We start from the raw sequence: 18,012 nt of genomic DNA, 5'->3' as shown, positions 1-18,012 counted from the left end.
TGCTTGCCTCCGGACTGCTCGAATGTGACAATCGCGCGTCACAATGTCACCATTAAGTAAATGAGCACAACTCATTTATCCAATCCCCCCGCTACAACGCCGGGCGATCCCTCGTTCAGTCCCTCCGCTAAGGCGCCGGGCGACACCTCGTTTTTCGGCCACCCAAAGATGCTGGCCAGTCTTTTCTCCGTAGAGATGTGGGAGCGATTCTCCTTCTACGGAATGCAGGGGATCCTCCTCTACTACATGTACTTCACGGCCGCCCAGGGTGGCCTTGAGATCCCACAGGCCATGGCCGCCGGCCTCGTCGGCGCCTACGGTGGCGGCGTCTACCTCTCCACGATCCTCGGCGCGTGGCTTGCTGACCGGCTCTTCGGCTCGGAGAAGGTGCTGTTCGGTGCGGCGATCCTGATCATGGCCGGCCACATCGGGCTGGCGCTCGTTCCCGGCATACCCGGCCTGATCGCCGGTCTGGTGCTGGTGGGCGTGGGCTCCGGCGGGCTGAAGGCCAACGCCACCGCCCTCGTCGGCAGCCTGTACGGCGAGAAAGACGAACGCCGCGACGCCGGATTCTCCATCTTCTACATGGGCATCAACGCCGGCGCGCTGATTGGCCCGCTGGTCACCGGCTGGCTGCAGGAAAGCCAGGGCTTCCACTGGGGCTTCGGCGCCGCCGCCATCGGCATGGCCATTGGCCTTGTCATCTACTCGCTGGGCCGCAAGAAGCTGCCCGAAGCAGCACAGCGGGTCCCGAATCCCCTTCCCGCTGCCCAGCGCACCCGCTACGGCCTGATCTTCGGCGGCATCGCCGTGATCATCGCTGCGCTGCTCGTGACCGGCACCGTGAACCCCGAGAACCTGGCCATGTCCATGGCCTACGCCGCAATCGGCGCGTCGGTGCTGTACTTCGCCCTGATCTTCAGCAGCAAGAAGGTCACCGCCGTCGAGCGCGGCCGGGTGACGGCGTTTATCCCGCTGTACATCGCCTCTGCCGCGTTCTGGGCGCTGTTCCAGCAGCAGTTCACCTTCATTGCCGTCTACTCGGAAGAGAAGCTGGACCGGAACCTCTTCGGCTGGGAAATGCCTGCCGCCTGGGTCCAGTCCATCAACCCGGTGTTCATCATCATCTTTGCCGGCATCATGGCCGCCCTGTGGACCAGACTCGGCCGGAAGCAGCCCGGTTCTGCCCTGAAGTTCTCCGTAGGCCTCTTCGTCATGGGGCTGGCCTTCCTGGCCTTCATCCCGCTGGCCGGCGGCGGCAAGACCCCTCTGCTGGCCCTGGTCGGAATCCTGCTGCTGTTCACTCTCGCAGAGCTGTTCCTCTCCCCCATCGGCCTGTCCGTGACCACCAAGCTGGCGCCGAAGGCCTTCCACACCCAGATGGTGGCCCTGTTCTTCCTGTCAGTTTCCCTGGGCACCACACTGGCCGGCATCCTGTCCGGCCTGTACAACCCGAAGGACGAGCTGCCCTACTTCATCGGCATCGGCGGAACCGCGATGCTGCTGGCCGTGGGCCTGGCAATCGCCTCGCCGGCGATCAAGAAGCTCATGGGCGGCGTACGCTGACCCGATGAGCCCCGCACGTCGCGTCCCGGTTGAATCGCGCGTCTACACTCCCACCCCCGGCGAGGCGTCCGACGTCGAAATCATGCCGGCGGGCGACGTGACCGATGGTGTGGTGCGGGTTGGCGGAACCATCCGCCGCCCGCACCAACCGCAATCCCTCGCCGTTGCCGAGTACCTCGACTGGCTGGAGGACGCAGGCTTTGCGGGCTCCCCACGCTTCCTCGGCCGCGACGCACAGAGCCGGGATGTCCTGACCTTTGTTCAGGGCCGGTGCGCCGGGGCGCAACCGGAAGCGTGGGCGCAGTCCGAGAGGCTGCTGGCCTCCGTGGCCCGCCTGGTGCGGCGCCTGCACACGGCGTCGGCGGGCTTCGTGCCGCGGGCCCACTCGTTCCCGCCCAGGCCGGTCCGGCCGAACCCCTCCGATGCCACCGCGCTCATCTGCCATCTGGACGTCACACCCCAGAATGTGGTGGTCCGGGGCGGCCTGGCCGCGGGACTTGTCGATTTCGACCTCGCCGGACCCGCCACGGCACTCCACGATTCGCTCAACACTGCCATGCACTGGGTTCCGCTCCGCGACCCGTCAGACGCCTGGCCAGGCTGGGAAGACCAGGACCCATTCCGCCGGCTGCGCATTTTCGCCGACGCCTACGGCTGGACGGAGAATGAACGACGTCGGGTTCCCGTCGCCGGGATCGATGCCGCCGCGCTGAGCTACGAGCGGATGCGGCACAACGCCGCCGCCCTTGGCGGCGGCTGGGCTCGGATGTGGGAGGACGGCGTGGGCGGCCTCATCAACCGCCGCCGCGCGTGGCTTGAGGCCAATGCCGAACCGCTGGTGGCCGCGCTGACGCGCTGAGCCGACGCTTTGATGCAGACCGGCGATGGCCGCCGCGGGAGCGGTTAGGTGCCGTATCCGCTGTTGCGGGCCGTGCCGATGACCAGTCCAAAGATGACCAGCACCAGGACGGTGACGGCGATGCCCACGTACCCCATCACGAGGCCGGCGATCGCCATGCCCCGGCCGGCCGGTTCGCGCCGCAGGGCCAGGTGTCCCAGGATGACGGCGGCCAGCTGCGGAAGCAGGAAGAATCCGAAGCCCACCAGGGCGGCGATGCCGCAGCACATGCTGGCGATGCTCAGGCTCTTGGGCGCTGCCGGCACGCCGTAGTACGCCGGCTGGCCGTAGGCATTGGGGCTGCCCGGCTGGGCGTACGGCGACTGCTGCTGGCCATACGGCGAGGAGGGCTGGCCATAGGCAGGCTGTCCATAGCCCGCCGATCCCGCGGTATACGGCGTGCGGCCGGAGTCGCCGTAGATCGGCGGGTAAGGGCTGGAGTACGGGCCCTGGTCCGGCGCCGGCTGGCCAGGCTGCGGCTGACCTGCTTGCTGGCCGGGCTGCGGTTGGCCTGCTTGCTGACCCGTGTAGGGCTGTTCCTGCCACTGCTGTTGCGTGGCCGAAGGCTGCTGCGGGGCCTCAGCTTGCCGCGGGGGCTCGGGCTGTTGGGGGGCATCAGGCTGTTGCGGGGGCTCAGCTTGCCGCGGGGGCTCGGGCTGCGCGAACTGCTGCGTCGCCGATTGTTCCTGGTCCTGGCCGCCACCGGGCGCTGCCTGCTGCTGCGGAGCGTCCGGCTGCTGGTCCGGGAGGCGCAGCGTCGGCTGGTAGCCCTCCGGGGTCTCGTCTTTGCCTTGTTTTGGCTGGTCAGTCATGGCATGTCCCCTCAAGAAGTCCCTGCGTCCAGCGTACCGCCGTGGGGTTGGCTTGGGACCAGGCCCTTCGGCGGGTTTTCTTTTCGTCATAGGACCGGCTTTGACGCGAAACCGTGTTGCACGCCGGTGTCGTCTGGCATGCTGGTGCCATGGCTAGCCGCGCGGGCACAGTTGCCCAACCCCAGGACCTTGTTGACCTCACTGCGCTTTTGGATGCGTACTACGACGTTTCGCCGGACCTCTCGGACCCGGGCCAGCGTGTGGCCTTCGGCACCTCCGGACACCGGGGATCGAGCCTAAAGGCCTCCTTCAACGAACCCCATATCCTCGCCATCACGCAGGCGATCGTGGAATACCGTGCGGGCCAGGGCATCACCGGCCCCCTCTACATGGCGAAGGACACCCACGGCCTGAGCGAACCGGCTCAGAATTCCGCCCTCGAAGTACTGGCGGCCAACGGCGTTAATGTCCTCATCGATGCCCGCCACGGCTACACGCCCACCCCTGCCCTAAGCCACGCCATCCTCACGCACAACCGGAACGCCGCCCCCGGCGCACCGCAGGCCGACGGCATCGTGGTGACCCCCAGCCACAACCCCCCGGGCGACGGCGGATTCAAGTACAACCCGCCGCACGGCGGCCCCGCGGACACCGACGCCACCGGCTGGATCGCCAACCGCGCCAACGAGCTACTCGAGAATGGCCTGCGCGGCGTCAAGCGGATCCCCGTCGCCGAAGCCCTCGCGGCAGACACCACCGGCAAGTTCGATTTCCTTAGCAGCTACGTCGACGACCTTCCCTCGGTGCTGGACCTGAATGCCATCCGCGAGGCGGGTGTCCGGATCGGCGCGGACCCCATGGGCGGCGCGTCCGTGGACTACTGGGGCGAGATCGGCGAGCGCCACCACCTGAACCTCACGGTGGTTAACCCGACCGTTGACCCGCAGTGGGCCTTCATGACCCTGGACTGGGACGAGAAGATCCGGATGGACTGCTCCTCGCCGTCGGCGATGGCCTCGCTGATCACGAGGATGTCCGAAGGGGCGAAGTTCGACATCGCCACCGGCAACGACGCCGACGCCGACCGGCACGGCATCGTGACGCCTTTTGTTGATGGACAGGGCGGGCTGATGAACCCGAACCACTACCTCGCCGTCGCCATCGATTACCTCTACCGGCACCGCACCGGGTGGAACCCGCAGTCCGTGATCGGCAAGACCCTGGTGTCCTCCTCGATCATCGACCGTGTGGCGCAGAGCCTGGGGCGGAAGCTCGTTGAGGTTCCGGTGGGCTTCAAGTGGTTCGTTCCCGGCCTGCTGTCCGGCGAAGGGGCTTTCGGCGGCGAGGAATCCGCGGGCGCCTCCTTCAACAAGATGGACGGCAGCGTCTGGACCACGGACAAGGACGGCATCCTGCTGGCCCTGCTGGCCTCGGAGATCACGGCCGTCACCGGCAAGTCGCCGTCGCAGCTCTACAAGGGGCTCACGGACCAGTTCGGCGACCCCGTGTACGCCCGGATCGACGCCGCCGCCACGCGCGAGCAGAAGGCCTCGCTGGGCAAGCTCTCGCCGTCGGACGTCACTGCCACCGAGCTGGCCGGCGAAACGATCACCGCCAAACTGACCGAGGCGCCGGGCAACGGCGCGGCGATCGGCGGCCTCAAGGTGGTCACCGAAAACGCCTGGTTCGCGGCCCGTCCCTCCGGCACGGAGGACGTCTACAAGATCTACGCAGAGTCCTTCAAAGGCGCCGAGCACCTGAAGCAGGTCCAGGCCGAAGCGAAAGCGCTGGTGGACGGCGTTATTTCGTAGGTCCGCCGGTGGCCAACTCGGCGCGGTCCCGGCCAAGCGTCTTTGCCTGGTACAGGGCCGCGTCGGCCGAGACCACTGCGGCGTCGAGTCCACCAGGCGCGGAGCCGGTGGACGCGATGCCGTAGCTCACGGTGGGCAGCCGGGGAATGTCGGCGGACGCGGATTGATGGAGCTTGGCGCTGATGTCGGCTGCGATTGACTGCGCCCGCTCCGGCGTGACCCCCGGCAGCAGGAGGATGAATTCTTCTCCGCCGTAGCGGCCCACGAGGTCGGTGGAGCGGACGGTTCCGGCGCAGGCCTTGGCAAAGGCCTGCAGGGCGGAGTCCCCGGCCGAGTGGCCGAACTGGTCGTTGATCGCCTTGAAGTGGTCAAGGTCCGCCAGGATGAGCGAGGCCGTGGTGCCGGTCCGGCGCAGGCGGCGCAGTTCGTTCTCCGCCAGGTCCAGGAACGCCGAGCGGTTGAGCAGGCCAGTGAGGCCGTCCACGGTGGCCCGTGCCCGCAGATCCTGGGTCTGTTGTTCGTAGCTCAGCTCGGCCATGGTGAAGGAGGCGACCACCAGCGTGATCGTCGAGAAGACGGTCATGGGGCCGGAGCCGAAGACCGTGGTGAAGATTGCACTGTCCGGCCCGTTCGTCAGGAACACGACGAGGCGGCCCAGGTAGAAAACAGCCAGGATGCCGGCTCCGACAGCGAGGGGCCGATGCACGCGGGAGTAGTCGCGTTCGAGCAGGAACAGCTCCCGGGATCCCATGCCGATCAGCAGGGCCATGAATCCCAGGTACACCGGGCCTCCCGCCCACGTGTTGGTGGCCGGGTGGTCCAAGGCTGAAGCGACGGCGGTGGCGGCGGGGCCGGCCGCGAGGTGCCAGGACCGCGGTGAAGGGGCGCGCAGCGATCGCCCACCGGCCCAGATGCTTGCGGCGCCGGCGACCAGCAGGACGTTGCCGGCCGGAATGGCCCAGGCCTGGTGGACCGTTCCGTCCATCAGATACGCGGCATTGCCGACCAGGAACAGCAGGAGGGCCATGCACCACCAGCCGCTGTAGGGGGACCTCGTGCGCCGGAACGTAATGAAGTAGAAAAGCAGCAGCAGTGTCAGGTCGACCAGCGCCAAGGAAACCCTCAGTGTCGCGGTGTCAAGCATCATGTAGTGGCCCCCCGGTCCGCTCTTGACTTGCCCGAATGCATCGCTTCATCGTCGAAGTTGCCCTTAGTATGGCACCGGTCGTGCGGGAATCCACCGCTGGGGTCACAGATATGACGTGTTGGACCTCGTAGGAGGCCGTTCCGGTGCTCAGGCCGGGACTTCGGTCCACATTTTGAGTACCCGGCGGGTGGCGTGCCTGCCGTCGGGGGCCATGTCCACCAGCGCTATCCGGTCCAGCGCGACGGCGTCGCCCTGCCGGAGCCGTTTGTCGCCGTGGTGGGAGACGTGCGGCCGGTACCCTTCCAGGGTGTACGCAGGCGTGGAAATCCTGCCGGGCAGCTGCTCCACCATCCGGACCAGCTGGTTGTGGAGAAACTGCAGCTGGTCGCTGGGTTCGATCAGGCTGACCGGGATGGAGCCGGCGCGGCCAAAACCGGCTTCGCCGGCCACGCGCAGGCTGGAACCCAGGACCGCGGCCACCGGATCCGCCATGAGTGCGGCGATCTGCCCGGCGAGCGGATCGTCCTGGACCGGCATTGTGCCCGGTTCGGTTTCGGCGCGTGCGTCCTGGTGGGGTTCGACGACGTCGAACTTGACCAATGTGATGTGCAGCGGCCAGTCATCACGGGGAAACTCGAGCCCCTCGGCTACCGGCTCCACGAAGGCCACCGCGATCAGGTTCCGCATGGGAAAAGTGTGCCATGCCAAGGCCGCCACGGACCGTGGCATTTTGCGAAAACACACGGTGCCGGAGACAAGGGCGCGGACTAAAATTAGAAGTGGCCCTGGATGTGGGCCGTGCGCTGAACCGCAGAATCACATCCCGAGTGCCTCCGGCCTGTCCCCCATGGTGCCGGAGGCACCTCCGCGGAAAGACAGCACCGGAGGCACCTCCGCGGATAGGCAGCGTCGGAGGCACCTCCGCGGATAGGCAGCGCCGGAGGCACCTCCGCGAGCTAGGGCCTTTAGACGGTACGGACGACGTCCTCGTAGGCGAACTTCGGCTTGGCTGCGCCCCAGGCGTCTTCACCGGGCTGGCCGATGTTGACCACCAGGAAGCTCTTCTGGCTCCCGTCGGGGAAGAACGCGGCGTCGATCTTGGCGAAATCGGCACCGGTCATGGGACCGGCGGCCAGGCCCAGGGAGCGGACCGCGAGGATGAAGTAGCCGGCCTGCAGGTGGGCGTTGTTGTTGCCGGTGGACGCGGCGAGGTCCGGTGCGGCGTCGTACATGGCCTTGGGGGCGTTGTAGCCGGGAAGGAACGTGTCCCACTGCTCCTGCCAGGCGGTGTCGTAGCTCAGGACGGCGACCAGCGGCGCGGAGGCCGTCTTGGCGCGGTTTCCGGCGGACAGGGCATCCACGAGTGTGGCCCGGGCGTCGTCGGAACGCACGTAGGTGACGCGCAGCGGCTGTGAGTTGAAAGCGGTGGGTCCGAACTTCGTCAGTTCGTAGATGGCGCGGGCCTGCTGCTCGGTAACGTCGCCGGTAAAGGCGTTCGCGGTGCGGGCTTCGGCAAAGATGGCGTCGACGGCGGCTGCCTCGATTACTGCTTCATCGTGGGCGATTGTCATTGGCATCCCTTTCGCTGTGCCGGCGCGCCCTTTGGGTGGCCGGCTTTTGCTGTCCATAGTTTGTGGTCACTACTTGCAACTTCAACTTCCGGCGTCTGCTTCCCGCAAAGCCCTGTGACCTCCGGCACACACCACCCAAAGCGGCCACTGCTAGACCCGGCCCCAACCGTCCCGAGGCGGACGGCCGGCAAAACCCTGCGCGGTAAAGTTGCTCGGGAAGATTCCTTCCGCGCCCGCCCCACATTCTCTGAAAGGCTCCCGGCAATGAGCATGCTCGGCACCAAATGGAAGCTCCACGGCAACGGCAAGTCTGTCCGCCCCGGTGAGGTCGTCCGGCCTGATGAGCGGCTCACCTGGCCCCTGACGGTGGGGATCGGGATGCAGCACGTCGTGGCGATGTTCGGCGCCACCTTCCTGGTCCCGATCATCACGGGCATGCCGCCGGCCACCACCTTGTTCTTCTCCGGCATCGGCACCCTCCTGTTCCTGGTCATCACGCAGGGGCGGGTGCCGAGCTACCTCGGTTCCAGCTTCGCGTTCATAGCCCCGATCATGGCTTCCCAGCAGCAGTTCGGCGTCCCCGGGGCACTGGGCGGGGTGGTGCTGGCGGGCGCGACGCTCGCCGTCGTCGGTGCCGTGGTGCAGAAATTCGGTGCCGGCTGGATCAACCGGGTCATGCCGCCGATCGTGACCGGCGCGATCGTGGCGCTGATCGGTTTGAACCTGGCGCCCGCGGCGAAGGCCAACTTCGACTTGGCCCCCGTCACGGCCTTCATCACCCTGGCCGTCATCATCGTGGTCAGCGTGCTGTTCCGCGGCATGCTGGGCCGGCTGAGCATCCTGGTGGGCGTTCTGGTGGGCTACCTGGTTGCGATGATCCGGGGCGAGGTGGACTTCTCCAAGATGGAGGGTGCCGCGTGGGTGGGCCTGCCGCATTTCCAGACTCCCGAATTCCACCTCGGCGTCGTGGGCCTCTTCGTTCCGGTGGTGCTGGTGCTGGTGGCGGAGAACATCGGCCACGTGAAGTCCGTGTCGGCCATGACGGGCCAGAACCTCGACGGCGTCTCCGGCCGGGCGCTGCTGGCCGACGGCGCCGCCACCATGCTTGCCGGGTTTGGCGGCGGGTCCGGTACTACCACGTACGCGGAGAACATCGGCGTCATGGCTGCCACCAAGGTGTATTCGACGGCGGCCTACTGGGTGGCCGGCATCTTCGCGGTGATCCTGAGCTTCTCGCCGAAGTTCGGCGAGCTGATCGCCACTGTCCCTGCCGGTGTCCTGGGCGGCGCGGCCACGATGCTTTACGGGATGATCGGCGTGCTGGGCGTGAAGATCTGGGTCCAGAACAAGGTGAATTTCTCAAACTCGATCAACCTGACCACGGCCGCCGTGGCCCTGATCGTCGGGATTGCGGACTACACCTGGACCATTGGCGACCTGAAGTTCACCGGGATCGCGCTGGGCTCGGCCGCGGCCCTGGTGATCTACCACGGCATGAAGGCGATCGCGAAGGCGCGCGGCACGGTGGCGGAGCCGGAAACCGAAGATCCGGCGCCGGCTGCGGCCTCGGCGGCCGCGGTGAAGGCAGCCGTCAAGCGCACCCCCAAGAAGCGCCGCTAGGAAACTACTGCTGGGAAAGCACTGCTGGCGGGCGATAACCCGATACTCAGGGCTGGCTACTCCGCCGGCCGGTCCTTCGCCTCTGCTGCCCCTGCCCCGCCTTCCGCACTGGCCGGTTCCGCCGGCTCGTAGGTGTGGTCAAAAGGCATCTCGTTGAGATTCAGGTTGTCATTGGTGTCCTGGCCCGCAACCAGCTCATGGGCTTCCTCCACCGTGTCCACGCTCGGCATGGAGCCGAGGAGCGGGCGTCCGGCGGTTTCGCGGATGAAGTAGACCGCCACGGCGCCGACGGCCGAGGTGGCAATGAGGTAGTAGGCCGGCATCATGTCGTTTCCGGTGGCGGCGATGAGCGCGGCAATCACAAACGGGGCGGTGCCACCGAAGATTGCCACCGCGAAATTGTACGCAATGCCCATGGCACCGTACCGGCTGGCCGTGGGGAACAGCGCCGGCAGGGCAGAGGCCAGATTCGCCACGTAGAACGTCAGCGGAAAAGCGACGAGAGCCAGGCCCAGGAGGGTGGACCAGATCTCCCCCACGCCAATCAGCAGGAAGGCCGGGGCCGCCAGGATCACAGTCCCGAGCGAACCGATCCACAGCACCGGGCGGCGGCCGATCCGGTCCGAGAGCCGGCCGGTGAGCGGGATGGCCGCAGACATCGCCACTAGGACGGGAATGGTCAGCAGCGTGCCATGCAGTTCGTCATAGCCCAGATTCGACGTCAGATACGTCGGCATATAGGACGTCAGCGCGTAGCCGACGATGTTGGCCGCCGCGACCAGGATCATGGCCAACAGGATGTTCTGCCAATGGGATGCAACGATCGCTACCGGGCCCTTTGCCGCGGCCTCACCGTCCCCGCCGGCTTCTCCGGCGGCCTGGGCGTCAAGGCTGGCCTGGAACGTCGGGGACTCCTCAATCTTCATGCGGAAGTAGATGGCCACCAGCCCCAGCGGACCGGCGATCAGGAACGGAATGCGCCAGCCCCACGCCTCCATCGTGTCGCCGCCGAGCACCACCTGCAGCAGCGTTACCAGGGCCGCGCCGATGGCGAAGCCCATGTAGCTGCCAAGGTCCAGGAAGCTGGCGAAGTAGCCGCGGCGGGCGTCCGGGGCGTGTTCGCTGACAAAGGTCGTGGCACCGGCATACTCACCGCCGGTCGAGAATCCCTGGATGAGTTTGGTGACCACCAGAAGAACGGCCGCCCAGATACCAAGCACGGCGTACCCGGGCAGGAGCCCCACCACGAAGGTCGAGGCCGCCATGATGATGAGGGTCATCGCGAGGACCTTCTGGCGGCCGATCTTGTCGCCAAGCCAGCCGAAGAACACCCCGCCCAGCGGCCGCGCAATGAAGGTGGCGCCGAAGGTGCCGAGCAGGAACAGGTTCTGCACGGTCTTGTCCGCCTCCGGCAGGAAGACGGGGCCCATGGTGGTGATCAGGTAGCCGAACACGCCGACGTCGTACCACTCCATGGTGTTCCCGACGATGGTGCCGCCGAGGGCCTTGCGCATGACGCGCCGGTCCACGACGTTGATGTGTTCGACCTCTAGCCGGCGCTCTTGGAGCTTCGCCCGGCGGGAGTTGTGCTTCGTGGACATATCGTCCTCCTGGGAAGGCCATGTGTGCTCATGGCCCTGGCCGGGAGTCACGGGCCCCCAATTTGGCCAGTCTAGCCGGGCGGACTCACCCGGACCAGAGGAACGGGCGCGCAGTCGCGGTCCGGTCCGCCCCTACGCCCTACGCGCCTTCGAGGACCTGGCTGGTGGCCCAGGCAAGGTATTTTGCGGCGTTGGCGACAGCGTCCTCCGGGCTGCCGGCGACGTCCAGGAGTTGCGCGCCGGCCACCACTCCGTGCCGGGCCAGGTCCTCAGGCGTGACGAGGATCCGGCCGGCAACCACGATCACGGGAATGCCGAGGGCCTGGGCGGCATCGGCAAGGGCGATCGGAGCCTTGCCCGTCAGCGACTGGCTGTCCATGGAGCCTTCTCCGGTGATGACCAGGTCCGCCACCGCGAGTTTCGCGGCAAGCCCGGTCAGGCCGGCCACCAGTTCGAAGCCGCCTTCCAGGGCGGCCGTGCTGAAGGCCAGGAACGACGCCGGGAAGCCGCCGGCCGCGCCGGCGCCGGGCACATTGACGTCCCGGCCCGTCGACTCGCGCAGGACCGAGGCCCAGTTCCGCAGGCCGGCGTCGAGCAGCTCCACCGCATCGGCGTCGGCGCCTTTTTGCGGACCGAACACGTGTGCTGCCCCGTCGGTGCCGTACAGCGGGTTTTGGACGTCGACGGCGATCCTGAACTTTACTTCGGACAGCCGTGGATCGAGGCCGCTGATGTCCACGGACGCGACGTCGGCGAGCGATCCGCCGCCGAGGGGCACGACATTCCCGGAGGCGTCCAGGGGCTTGAGTCCGAGGGCCCGGAGTGCGCCGCTGCCGCCGTCGCTCATGGCCGAGCCGCCCACGCCCAGGACGATTTCGTTGGCACCGGCGTCCAGCGCGGCGGCGATCAGCTGCCCGCAGCCATAGCTGTGGGCGCGCAGCGCGTTCGCCGGGGTGGGCTCCATGTGCGCCAGCCCGGATGCCTGGGCCGTTTCAATCACCGCGGTGGCCCCGCCGAAGGCATCCGCGCGGATAGCCCAGGCGGCGCCGATCGGGGCCAGGATCGGGCCAACGACCGCGTTGAGCCTTTCCTCATAACCGGCCGCGACGGCCGCCTCGAGGGTCCCCTCGCCGCCGTCGGCCACCGGAAACTGGATGGCCTCGGCGTCCGGGTAGACGCGCAGGGCGCCTTCGGCAATGGCGGCGGCGGCTTCGGTGGCGGTGAGGGAGCCCTTGAATTTGTCCGGGGCGATGAGGATGCGCATGGGTCTATCCTGCCAGTCCGGCGTGGCCGCGGCACCAACAAGGGCGCCAACAAGACGCGCGCCCAGGACGTGGTGTCCAGTCGTGGTGTCCGGTCGTGGTGTCCAGTCGTGGGGACGGGGCGCGGCGGCTGGGAGCACAGCTAGGCCCAGGTCCCGCGCTCCTGAAGGACCGCCTTGAGCAGGTCGGCGCGGTCCGTGACAATGCCGTCGACGCCGACGTCCAGCAGCCGGTGCATTTCCGCGGGCTCGTTGACCGTCCACACATGGACCTGCAGGCCGTGCCGGTGGGCCCGCCGGATGAAGCCGGACGTCACCACGGGCACCGCGCCGTAGCGGACCGGGACCTGCAGGGCGTGGACCCCGCGCAGTGCCCGACGCGCCACGAGGGACATCAGCCGCGCCGGCAGCACCGGGCCCAGAAGGACGAACACGGCGCTGGACATGATGCCGGCCGAGCTCGCGGCGGGACGGCTCAGCCGCTTCAGCACCGCACGGCGCCGCCGGTCCGAGAAGCTGGCCACCAGCACGCGGTCGTGCAGCCCGTGGCGTTCGATCGCCGAGGCCAGGGCGCCCACCGATTGCCAGTCCTTGACGTCGATGTTGAGCCGGATGTCCGGGAAGGCCGCAATCAGCTCCTCGAACCGCGGAATCGGCTCGGTTCCGCCGATCCTGGCCTGCTCCACGGTCTCAGCCGGAAGGTCCGCGATCCGGCCTTTCCCCTGCGTGATCCGGTCCAGGGTGGGGTCGTGGAAGAGCATCAAAACGCCGTCGGCCGTCGTGTGGACATCCGTCTCCAGATGCCGGTACCCGAGGTCGACGGCGGCGCGGAACGCGGCCATCGAGTTCTCGAGCCCGTCCAGCGAGAAGCCCCGGTGGGCCATCGCCAAGGGCGCCAGGGAACCGCCGGAGACACGGGTAGCGGCGTCCTCCGGGCTGGCGTCGTGGTTCCCGCGGGGGGCGAAGTACGGGTGAGGGCTGGTCACTCCTGAAGCGTACCTGAGCCTGGACCTGCCGGCCCGTGAGGTCGAACCGGGCCGCAGGCGGGAGGACGGCAGCGGGCAAAGGGGCTCGGCGGGGCCGGTGTCAGGAGTCGTGCGGTCGGATTTCGACGCCGTCGGCGCAGTGCAGCAGTGTGCGGCCGCGGCCGCCGTCGAGGTCCACCCAGACGACGCTGTGGTCCGCCGTCACTGCGTCCACGAGGCCGCTGGTCTCGACGCCCGGGGCCAGCCGGACGCTGACGCGGTCGCCCTGCCGCAGCTGCCTCCAGTGCGGGTCCGGCTCCGCCGGTCGCAGGGGTTGATCGTCCGTGTTGTTGATGCGGTGCCTGGCCATGATGTCCCCACTATCGGTCATACGAACTGTCGCGAGACTTCAGCCTAGAAGGGCAAGGTGAACGCCAGTTGACCGTCCGCTGGGAATCCGGTGTCCGGCCGGGACGTGCATCAGGACGCCGGCGGGCACGCCGGGACGTGGACCTCGGCCCCGGACGGGGCCGGGATGTCGGCTGCGGCGCCCTTAGGTCAGCCGCACGCCGAGTTCGGCCAGCTTGGCCTCGAGGATCTGGGCGACGCCGTCGTCGTCGAAGTGCGGGGCCTGCTGGCCTGCGGCGCGGATCGCTTCGGGGTGGCCGCTGGCCATCGCGTAGCCGTGTCCGGCCCAGCGGAGCATCTCGATGTCGTTGGGCATGTCCCCGAACGCCACCACGTCCGCCGCGCCAATGCCCAGGGACGCCGCATATTCGGCGAGGGTCACGGCCTTGTTCACGCCGGGCAGGGAGAGCTCCAGCAGGGCCATGTTCGGCGCCGAGTGCGTCGCGGCGGCCAGATGGGCGACGGCGGGCGCCACGTCGGCGAGGAATTCGTCGGCGGTGCCCTCGCGGAGAATGGCCAGGAACTTCACCACAGAGTCCCCCTCGGCGAGGGTGGTGTGCAGCGGGGCCGGCGTGAATTCCGCGAGCAGTTGGCTTGAGCCGTTTTCAATGAAGCCCGGTTCCAGGTGGAAGCCGGTGAGGGTCTCGGCGGCAAACAAGGCGGACGGACGCAGCTGCTTGATGATGCGCCGGATCTCGAACACGGCGTCCAGGTCCAGGGTCCTCGCCGAGAGCATGCGGTCTGCCTCGAGGTCCCACACGACGGCGCCGTTGGAACAGATGACCGTTCCGGTGTGCCCCAGCTGGTCCTGCAGGGGGTGGAGCCAGCGCGGCGGCCGACCGGTAACGAACACCAGTTCCAGCCCGGCGTCGCGGCAGGCGTGGAACGCGCGGACGGTCCGTTCACTGATTTTGCCGTCATGGCCCAGGATCGTTCCGTCGATGTCACTTGCTACCAGCCGCATAGAGCCAGTCTACGTGGACCGCGGCGGCCGGCTCCCGCGTCCGCATCCGCCCGGGTCGCGTCCAGTTCGCCGGACCGCGTCGGGTTCGCCGGAAATTTCCGGCGAACTGGAGAGTTTCCGGCGAGTCCGACGGCGGAGGGGCTCAGTGCCGTTCGAAGATGCCGGTGAGCGTGCCCCGGCCCAGGATGTGAGCCGACAGCTTCGATTCCAGGCTGGCCGGAGATGTGCCCTCGTTCAGCCCGGACCGCGCAACGTCGAGTGCGTGGACGGTGATGACGTACCGGTGCGGCCCGTGCCCGGGAGGCGGTGCGGCCCCGAGGTAGCCGTGGAACCCGCCGTCGTTCTTCAACTGGATGGCCCCCGGGGGAAGGACGTTGCCGCCTTCGGCACCAGCCCCGGCGGGCAACGACGTGACGTCGGCGGGGACGTCCAGCACGGCCCAGTGCCAGAAGCCGCCGCGCCCCGGGGCGTCGGGGTCGAACATGGTCACTGCGTAGCCCTTGGTGCCGGCCGGGGCGCCGCTCCAGCTCAGCTGCGGCGACTGGTCCTGGCCGCCTGCCCGCATCCGGCCGCTGCGCTGGGCAGGCGGGAGGGTCTGGCCCTCCGTGAAAGAGTCACTGCGGACCGGGAACACCGGAACATCGTGGCGTGTCATGGCTGCCTTTCACTTACTGCAGGGGCTGCGCGCCCGTTTCCATCCGTGCCATCTCCGCGCGCGTGGGCGGGTTGGCGCCCGCGCGGGACACGGTGACCGCCGCTGCCCGGGAGGCGTGGGCGAGGAGATCGCGGAGGCTTTCGGCGGACAGTTCGCGCAGGGCCTTGCGGTTCTGGGCCCCGTCCAGGCCCAGGTCCACCACGCCGGACAGCAGGGCGGCCATGAACGAATCCCCCGCACCGACGGTGTCCGCGACGTTGATCTCGGGGGCGGGGAACTGGGCGGCACCTGCGGCGTTGACGCCCCAGGGGCCCTCGCCGCCGCGGGTCACCACCACCATGGCCGGCCCTTCCGAGCCGCCCAGGGCCAGCCAGCGGCGGGCCGAGTCCAGCGGGTCAGCACCCGGGTAGAGCCATTCGAGGTCCTCGTCGGAGGCTTTGACAACGTCGGCGAGGGTCACGAACTTTTCGGCCTGCCCGCGGGCGAAGTCCACGTCCGGGATGATGCTGGGGCGGCAGTTGGGGTCAAAGCTGATGGTGGCGGACGGGTGGGCGCGTTCGACGGCGGCCAGCACGTCCGCGGCGCCGGGCGCCAGCATGGTGGCGATGGAGCCGGTGTGCAGCAGTGTGGTTCCCTGCAGCAGGAAGGGCAGGCGCGCTGCGACGCCGGGAAGCTCCCAGGCGAGGTCGAAGGTGTAGGTGGCGGCGCCGGCGTCGTCAATCAACGCGGCGGCCACGCTGGTGGGCAGCTCGTCGGGACCCAGCGGGAGCAGCACGGAGCTCGACTTCAGGTGCGCGGCCAGGGCCTCCCCGTAGGCATCGCGGCCATAGCGTCCGATGAACTGGACCGGATGGTCCAGCCGGGCCAGCCCTACCGCCACGTTGAGGGGGCTGCCGCCGACATGGGCCTGGACGCCGGAGGATCGCTGGACTACATCAACCAGCCCCTCGCCTATAACTGTGAGCATGCTCATACTCTGCCAGAGAATCCGTTCCGCGTCGTTTGGTTACCTCCAGCCGCCGGACTGGATGCCGGCGTTCAGGCCGCCGGGGTGTCCAGGGCAATCCCGGCGGACGCGGCCTCGGCGAACCGGGCATCGATGTGGACCACGTCCCGCCCGGCCCGCTGGAGGAGGCTGGCGGCGATCCCGGCACGGTACCCGGAGCCGCAGTGCACCCAGAGCTTCCCGGCCGGGACCTCGTCAAGGCGCAGCAGCAGTTCGTGCAGCGGCACGTTGACCGCGCCCACCACACGGGAAGCGGCGAATTCGTCGGCCCGGCGCACGTCCAGGACGGTGTCACCGGCGCCCCGGCCGGCGAGCACGCCTTCCCAGCCCACACGCGGGTACGAGGCGAGGGCGGCCTGCGGGGCCAGGGTGTGCGGTTCAGTTCCGAGCGCGGCGTCCGGGGATTCGATGCCGATCCGGGAGAGGTCGCGGATGGCGTTCTCGATATCGTCCCGCGAGCCCACGAGGGTCAGCGGTTCACCCCACGGCAGCACCCAGCCCAGGTAGGTGGTGAAACTGGAACCGGAGCCGTACTCGAAACTGACGCTGCCCTTGAGGTGGCTGCTGGCGAACGCCACGCGCCGCCGCACGTCCACCACCCACTCGCCACCTTCCAGCCGCCGGGTGAGCTCGGCGGGATCAAGCGACGCGGGAACGGCCAGATCCGCCGGACCCGGGCCCCGGACGTTTGCCGGACTCATGTGGGCGTAGTAGGAGGGGTAGTCCGTGAGGTTGGCAATGAGCTGGCGGACGAAGTGGTCCTCGTCCGGGTCCGTCAGGGCGTGGTTGGCGGCGAGTTGCTCGGCGATGGTGGAGGACCGGGCTCCGGTGGCGGGTCCAGAGGAGCAGAACGAGCCGAATCCGTGGGTCGGGAACAGTGCGGCGTCATGGCCGGCCTCCGCGGCGAGGCGCCGGACCGAGGCGTACTGGTCGTGGGTCAGGCCCACGGTGTCCGCCTCGGCCACAAGGTCGGTGCGGCCCACCGAGCCGTACAGCAGGCTGCCGCCCGAAAAGACGGCCCGCTTCCCGCCGTCGTCCACGATGAATGACATATGGGTGTGCGTGTGGCCGGGCGTGGCGACCGCCGTGACTGTGAGCGAGCCTACCCGGACGCTCTGGCCGTCCGTGATGGGGGTGCGCTCGAACGCCACGGGATCGGCGGCGTTCACCAGATAGCTGGCGCCGTGGGCGCGGGCCAGGATCAGCCCGCCGGTGATGTAGTCATTGTGCAGGTGGGTTTCGGCGACGTGCGTGATGGCGACCCCGGCGTCGCGGGCGGCCGCCTCGATGCGGTCCGTGTCACGCTGCGGGTCGATTGCCAGCGCCACTGAGCCGTCGTGGACCAGATAGCTGCGGTCCCCGAGCTGGCGGGTCTCGATGACGATGACTTCCATGGCCCCTCCGTTAGGTCAGCCCGCTACGGTCAGCCCCGGTTGACGGGGTGCCCTTCGTCGTGCCACTGCATGATCCCGCCGGTGACGTTGACGGCGTCGTAGCCCTGGTCCTCCAGGTACGCGGTGGCCTGGGCGCTGCGGCCGCCGGCGGCGCACATGACATAGACCGTTCCGCTGGCCGGAACCTCGGCAAGGGACTGGACGAAGCGCGAGAGCGGGATGCTCCTGGCGCCGGGAACCCGGACGGCGGCGAATTCGTCTTCCTCGCGGACATCGACGATTTCGGTGTCGTCGCCCAGGGCGGCCAGGTCCTTTACGGAGATGCTCTTCATG

At 68.4% G+C, this 18,012-nt stretch carries 17 protein-coding genes; 4 read left to right on the top strand and 13 right to left on the bottom strand.

Going from position 1 to position 18,012, the window contains the following annotated elements; all coding sequences use genetic code 11:
* Positions 1-60: 60 nt before the first annotated feature.
* A complete protein-coding gene (locus AC1DEY_RS04045) occupies positions 61-1,566 on the top strand; it encodes a peptide MFS transporter (protein WP_441408266.1) in 1,506 nt (501 codons plus the stop codon).
* 4 nt (positions 1,567-1,570) lie between these two features.
* A complete protein-coding gene (locus tag AC1DEY_RS04040; RefSeq protein ID WP_476866871.1) occupies positions 1,571-2,425 on the top strand; it encodes a phosphotransferase in 855 nt (284 codons plus the stop codon).
* A gap of 44 nt (positions 2,426-2,469) precedes the next feature.
* Here AC1DEY_RS04040 and AC1DEY_RS04035 read toward each other — a convergent pair whose 3' ends face one another.
* Positions 2,470-3,276, bottom strand: coding sequence for a DUF4190 domain-containing protein (locus AC1DEY_RS04035; protein WP_476866870.1), 807 nt, complete (start codon positions 3,274-3,276; stop codon positions 2,470-2,472).
* A gap of 149 nt (positions 3,277-3,425) precedes the next feature.
* Here AC1DEY_RS04035 and pgm point away from each other — a divergent pair, with 149 nt between their 5' ends.
* Positions 3,426-5,087, top strand: coding sequence for a phosphoglucomutase (alpha-D-glucose-1,6-bisphosphate-dependent) (pgm, locus tag AC1DEY_RS04030; protein ID WP_476866869.1), 1,662 nt, complete (start codon positions 3,426-3,428; stop codon positions 5,085-5,087).
* Here the strand turns inward: pgm and AC1DEY_RS04025 are convergent.
* From AC1DEY_RS04025 to AC1DEY_RS04015, 3 genes are all read right to left on the bottom strand, one after another.
* Positions 5,077-6,234 (bottom strand): GGDEF domain-containing protein, encoded by a 1,158-nt coding sequence (locus tag AC1DEY_RS04025; protein ID WP_476866868.1) that lies wholly within the window; start codon positions 6,232-6,234, stop codon positions 5,077-5,079. The genes pgm and AC1DEY_RS04025 overlap by 11 nt on opposite strands.
* Before the next feature lie 147 nt (positions 6,235-6,381).
* Positions 6,382-6,921 (bottom strand): 2'-5' RNA ligase family protein, encoded by a 540-nt coding sequence (locus AC1DEY_RS04020; protein WP_476866867.1) that lies wholly within the window; start codon positions 6,919-6,921, stop codon positions 6,382-6,384.
* Positions 6,922-7,199: 278 nt separating this feature from the next.
* On the bottom strand, positions 7,200-7,805 hold the full coding sequence (locus AC1DEY_RS04015; protein WP_441408272.1) for a malonic semialdehyde reductase: 606 nt from the start codon (positions 7,803-7,805) through the stop codon (positions 7,200-7,202).
* A 264-nt stretch (positions 7,806-8,069) separates the two neighbouring features.
* Between AC1DEY_RS04015 and AC1DEY_RS04010 the strand changes: the two genes are divergently transcribed.
* Positions 8,070-9,425 (top strand): uracil-xanthine permease family protein, encoded by a 1,356-nt coding sequence (locus AC1DEY_RS04010; RefSeq protein ID WP_476866866.1) that lies wholly within the window; start codon positions 8,070-8,072, stop codon positions 9,423-9,425.
* 56 nt (positions 9,426-9,481) lie between these two features.
* Here the strand turns inward: AC1DEY_RS04010 and AC1DEY_RS04005 are convergent, their stop codons facing one another.
* From AC1DEY_RS04005 to AC1DEY_RS03965, 9 genes are all read right to left on the bottom strand, one after another.
* A complete protein-coding gene (locus tag AC1DEY_RS04005) occupies positions 9,482-11,026 on the bottom strand; it encodes an MFS transporter (protein WP_476866865.1) in 1,545 nt (514 codons plus the stop codon).
* Between the two features lie 139 nt (positions 11,027-11,165).
* The gene (locus AC1DEY_RS04000; protein WP_476866864.1) at positions 11,166-12,290 is read right to left on the bottom strand and encodes a glycerate kinase; all 1,125 of its coding nucleotides are present in this window, start codon (positions 12,288-12,290) and stop codon (positions 11,166-11,168) included.
* A 140-nt stretch (positions 12,291-12,430) separates the two neighbouring features.
* Positions 12,431-13,273: a glycerophosphodiester phosphodiesterase family protein gene (locus AC1DEY_RS03995; RefSeq protein WP_476866863.1), complete on the bottom strand. Its 843-nt coding sequence runs from the start codon at positions 13,271-13,273 to the stop codon at positions 12,431-12,433.
* Between the two features lie 100 nt (positions 13,274-13,373).
* A complete protein-coding gene (locus AC1DEY_RS03990; protein ID WP_476867075.1) occupies positions 13,374-13,622 on the bottom strand; it encodes a hypothetical protein in 249 nt (82 codons plus the stop codon).
* A gap of 183 nt (positions 13,623-13,805) precedes the next feature.
* Positions 13,806-14,624: an HAD family hydrolase gene (locus AC1DEY_RS03985; RefSeq protein WP_441408277.1), complete on the bottom strand. Its 819-nt coding sequence runs from the start codon at positions 14,622-14,624 to the stop codon at positions 13,806-13,808.
* A 142-nt stretch (positions 14,625-14,766) separates the two neighbouring features.
* Complete coding sequence (locus AC1DEY_RS03980; RefSeq protein ID WP_476866862.1) at positions 14,767-15,279, bottom strand: YbhB/YbcL family Raf kinase inhibitor-like protein; 513 nt, start codon at positions 15,277-15,279, stop codon at positions 14,767-14,769.
* A gap of 13 nt (positions 15,280-15,292) precedes the next feature.
* The gene (locus tag AC1DEY_RS03975) at positions 15,293-16,246 is read right to left on the bottom strand and encodes a carbohydrate kinase family protein (RefSeq protein WP_476866861.1); all 954 of its coding nucleotides are present in this window, start codon (positions 16,244-16,246) and stop codon (positions 15,293-15,295) included.
* A gap of 71 nt (positions 16,247-16,317) precedes the next feature.
* Positions 16,318-17,679 (bottom strand): MBL fold metallo-hydrolase, encoded by a 1,362-nt coding sequence (locus tag AC1DEY_RS03970; RefSeq protein WP_476866860.1) that lies wholly within the window; start codon positions 17,677-17,679, stop codon positions 16,318-16,320.
* A gap of 29 nt (positions 17,680-17,708) precedes the next feature.
* On the bottom strand, positions 17,709-18,011 hold the full coding sequence (locus AC1DEY_RS03965; protein WP_441408281.1) for a rhodanese-like domain-containing protein: 303 nt from the start codon (positions 18,009-18,011) through the stop codon (positions 17,709-17,711).
* Between the last annotated feature and the right edge of the window lies 1 nt (position 18,012).

This window comes from Arthrobacter sp. 05T47 (assembly GCF_056395825.1).
The sequence above is the reverse complement of the archived record's forward strand: the minus strand, read 5'-3'. Positions and strand labels throughout refer to the sequence as shown.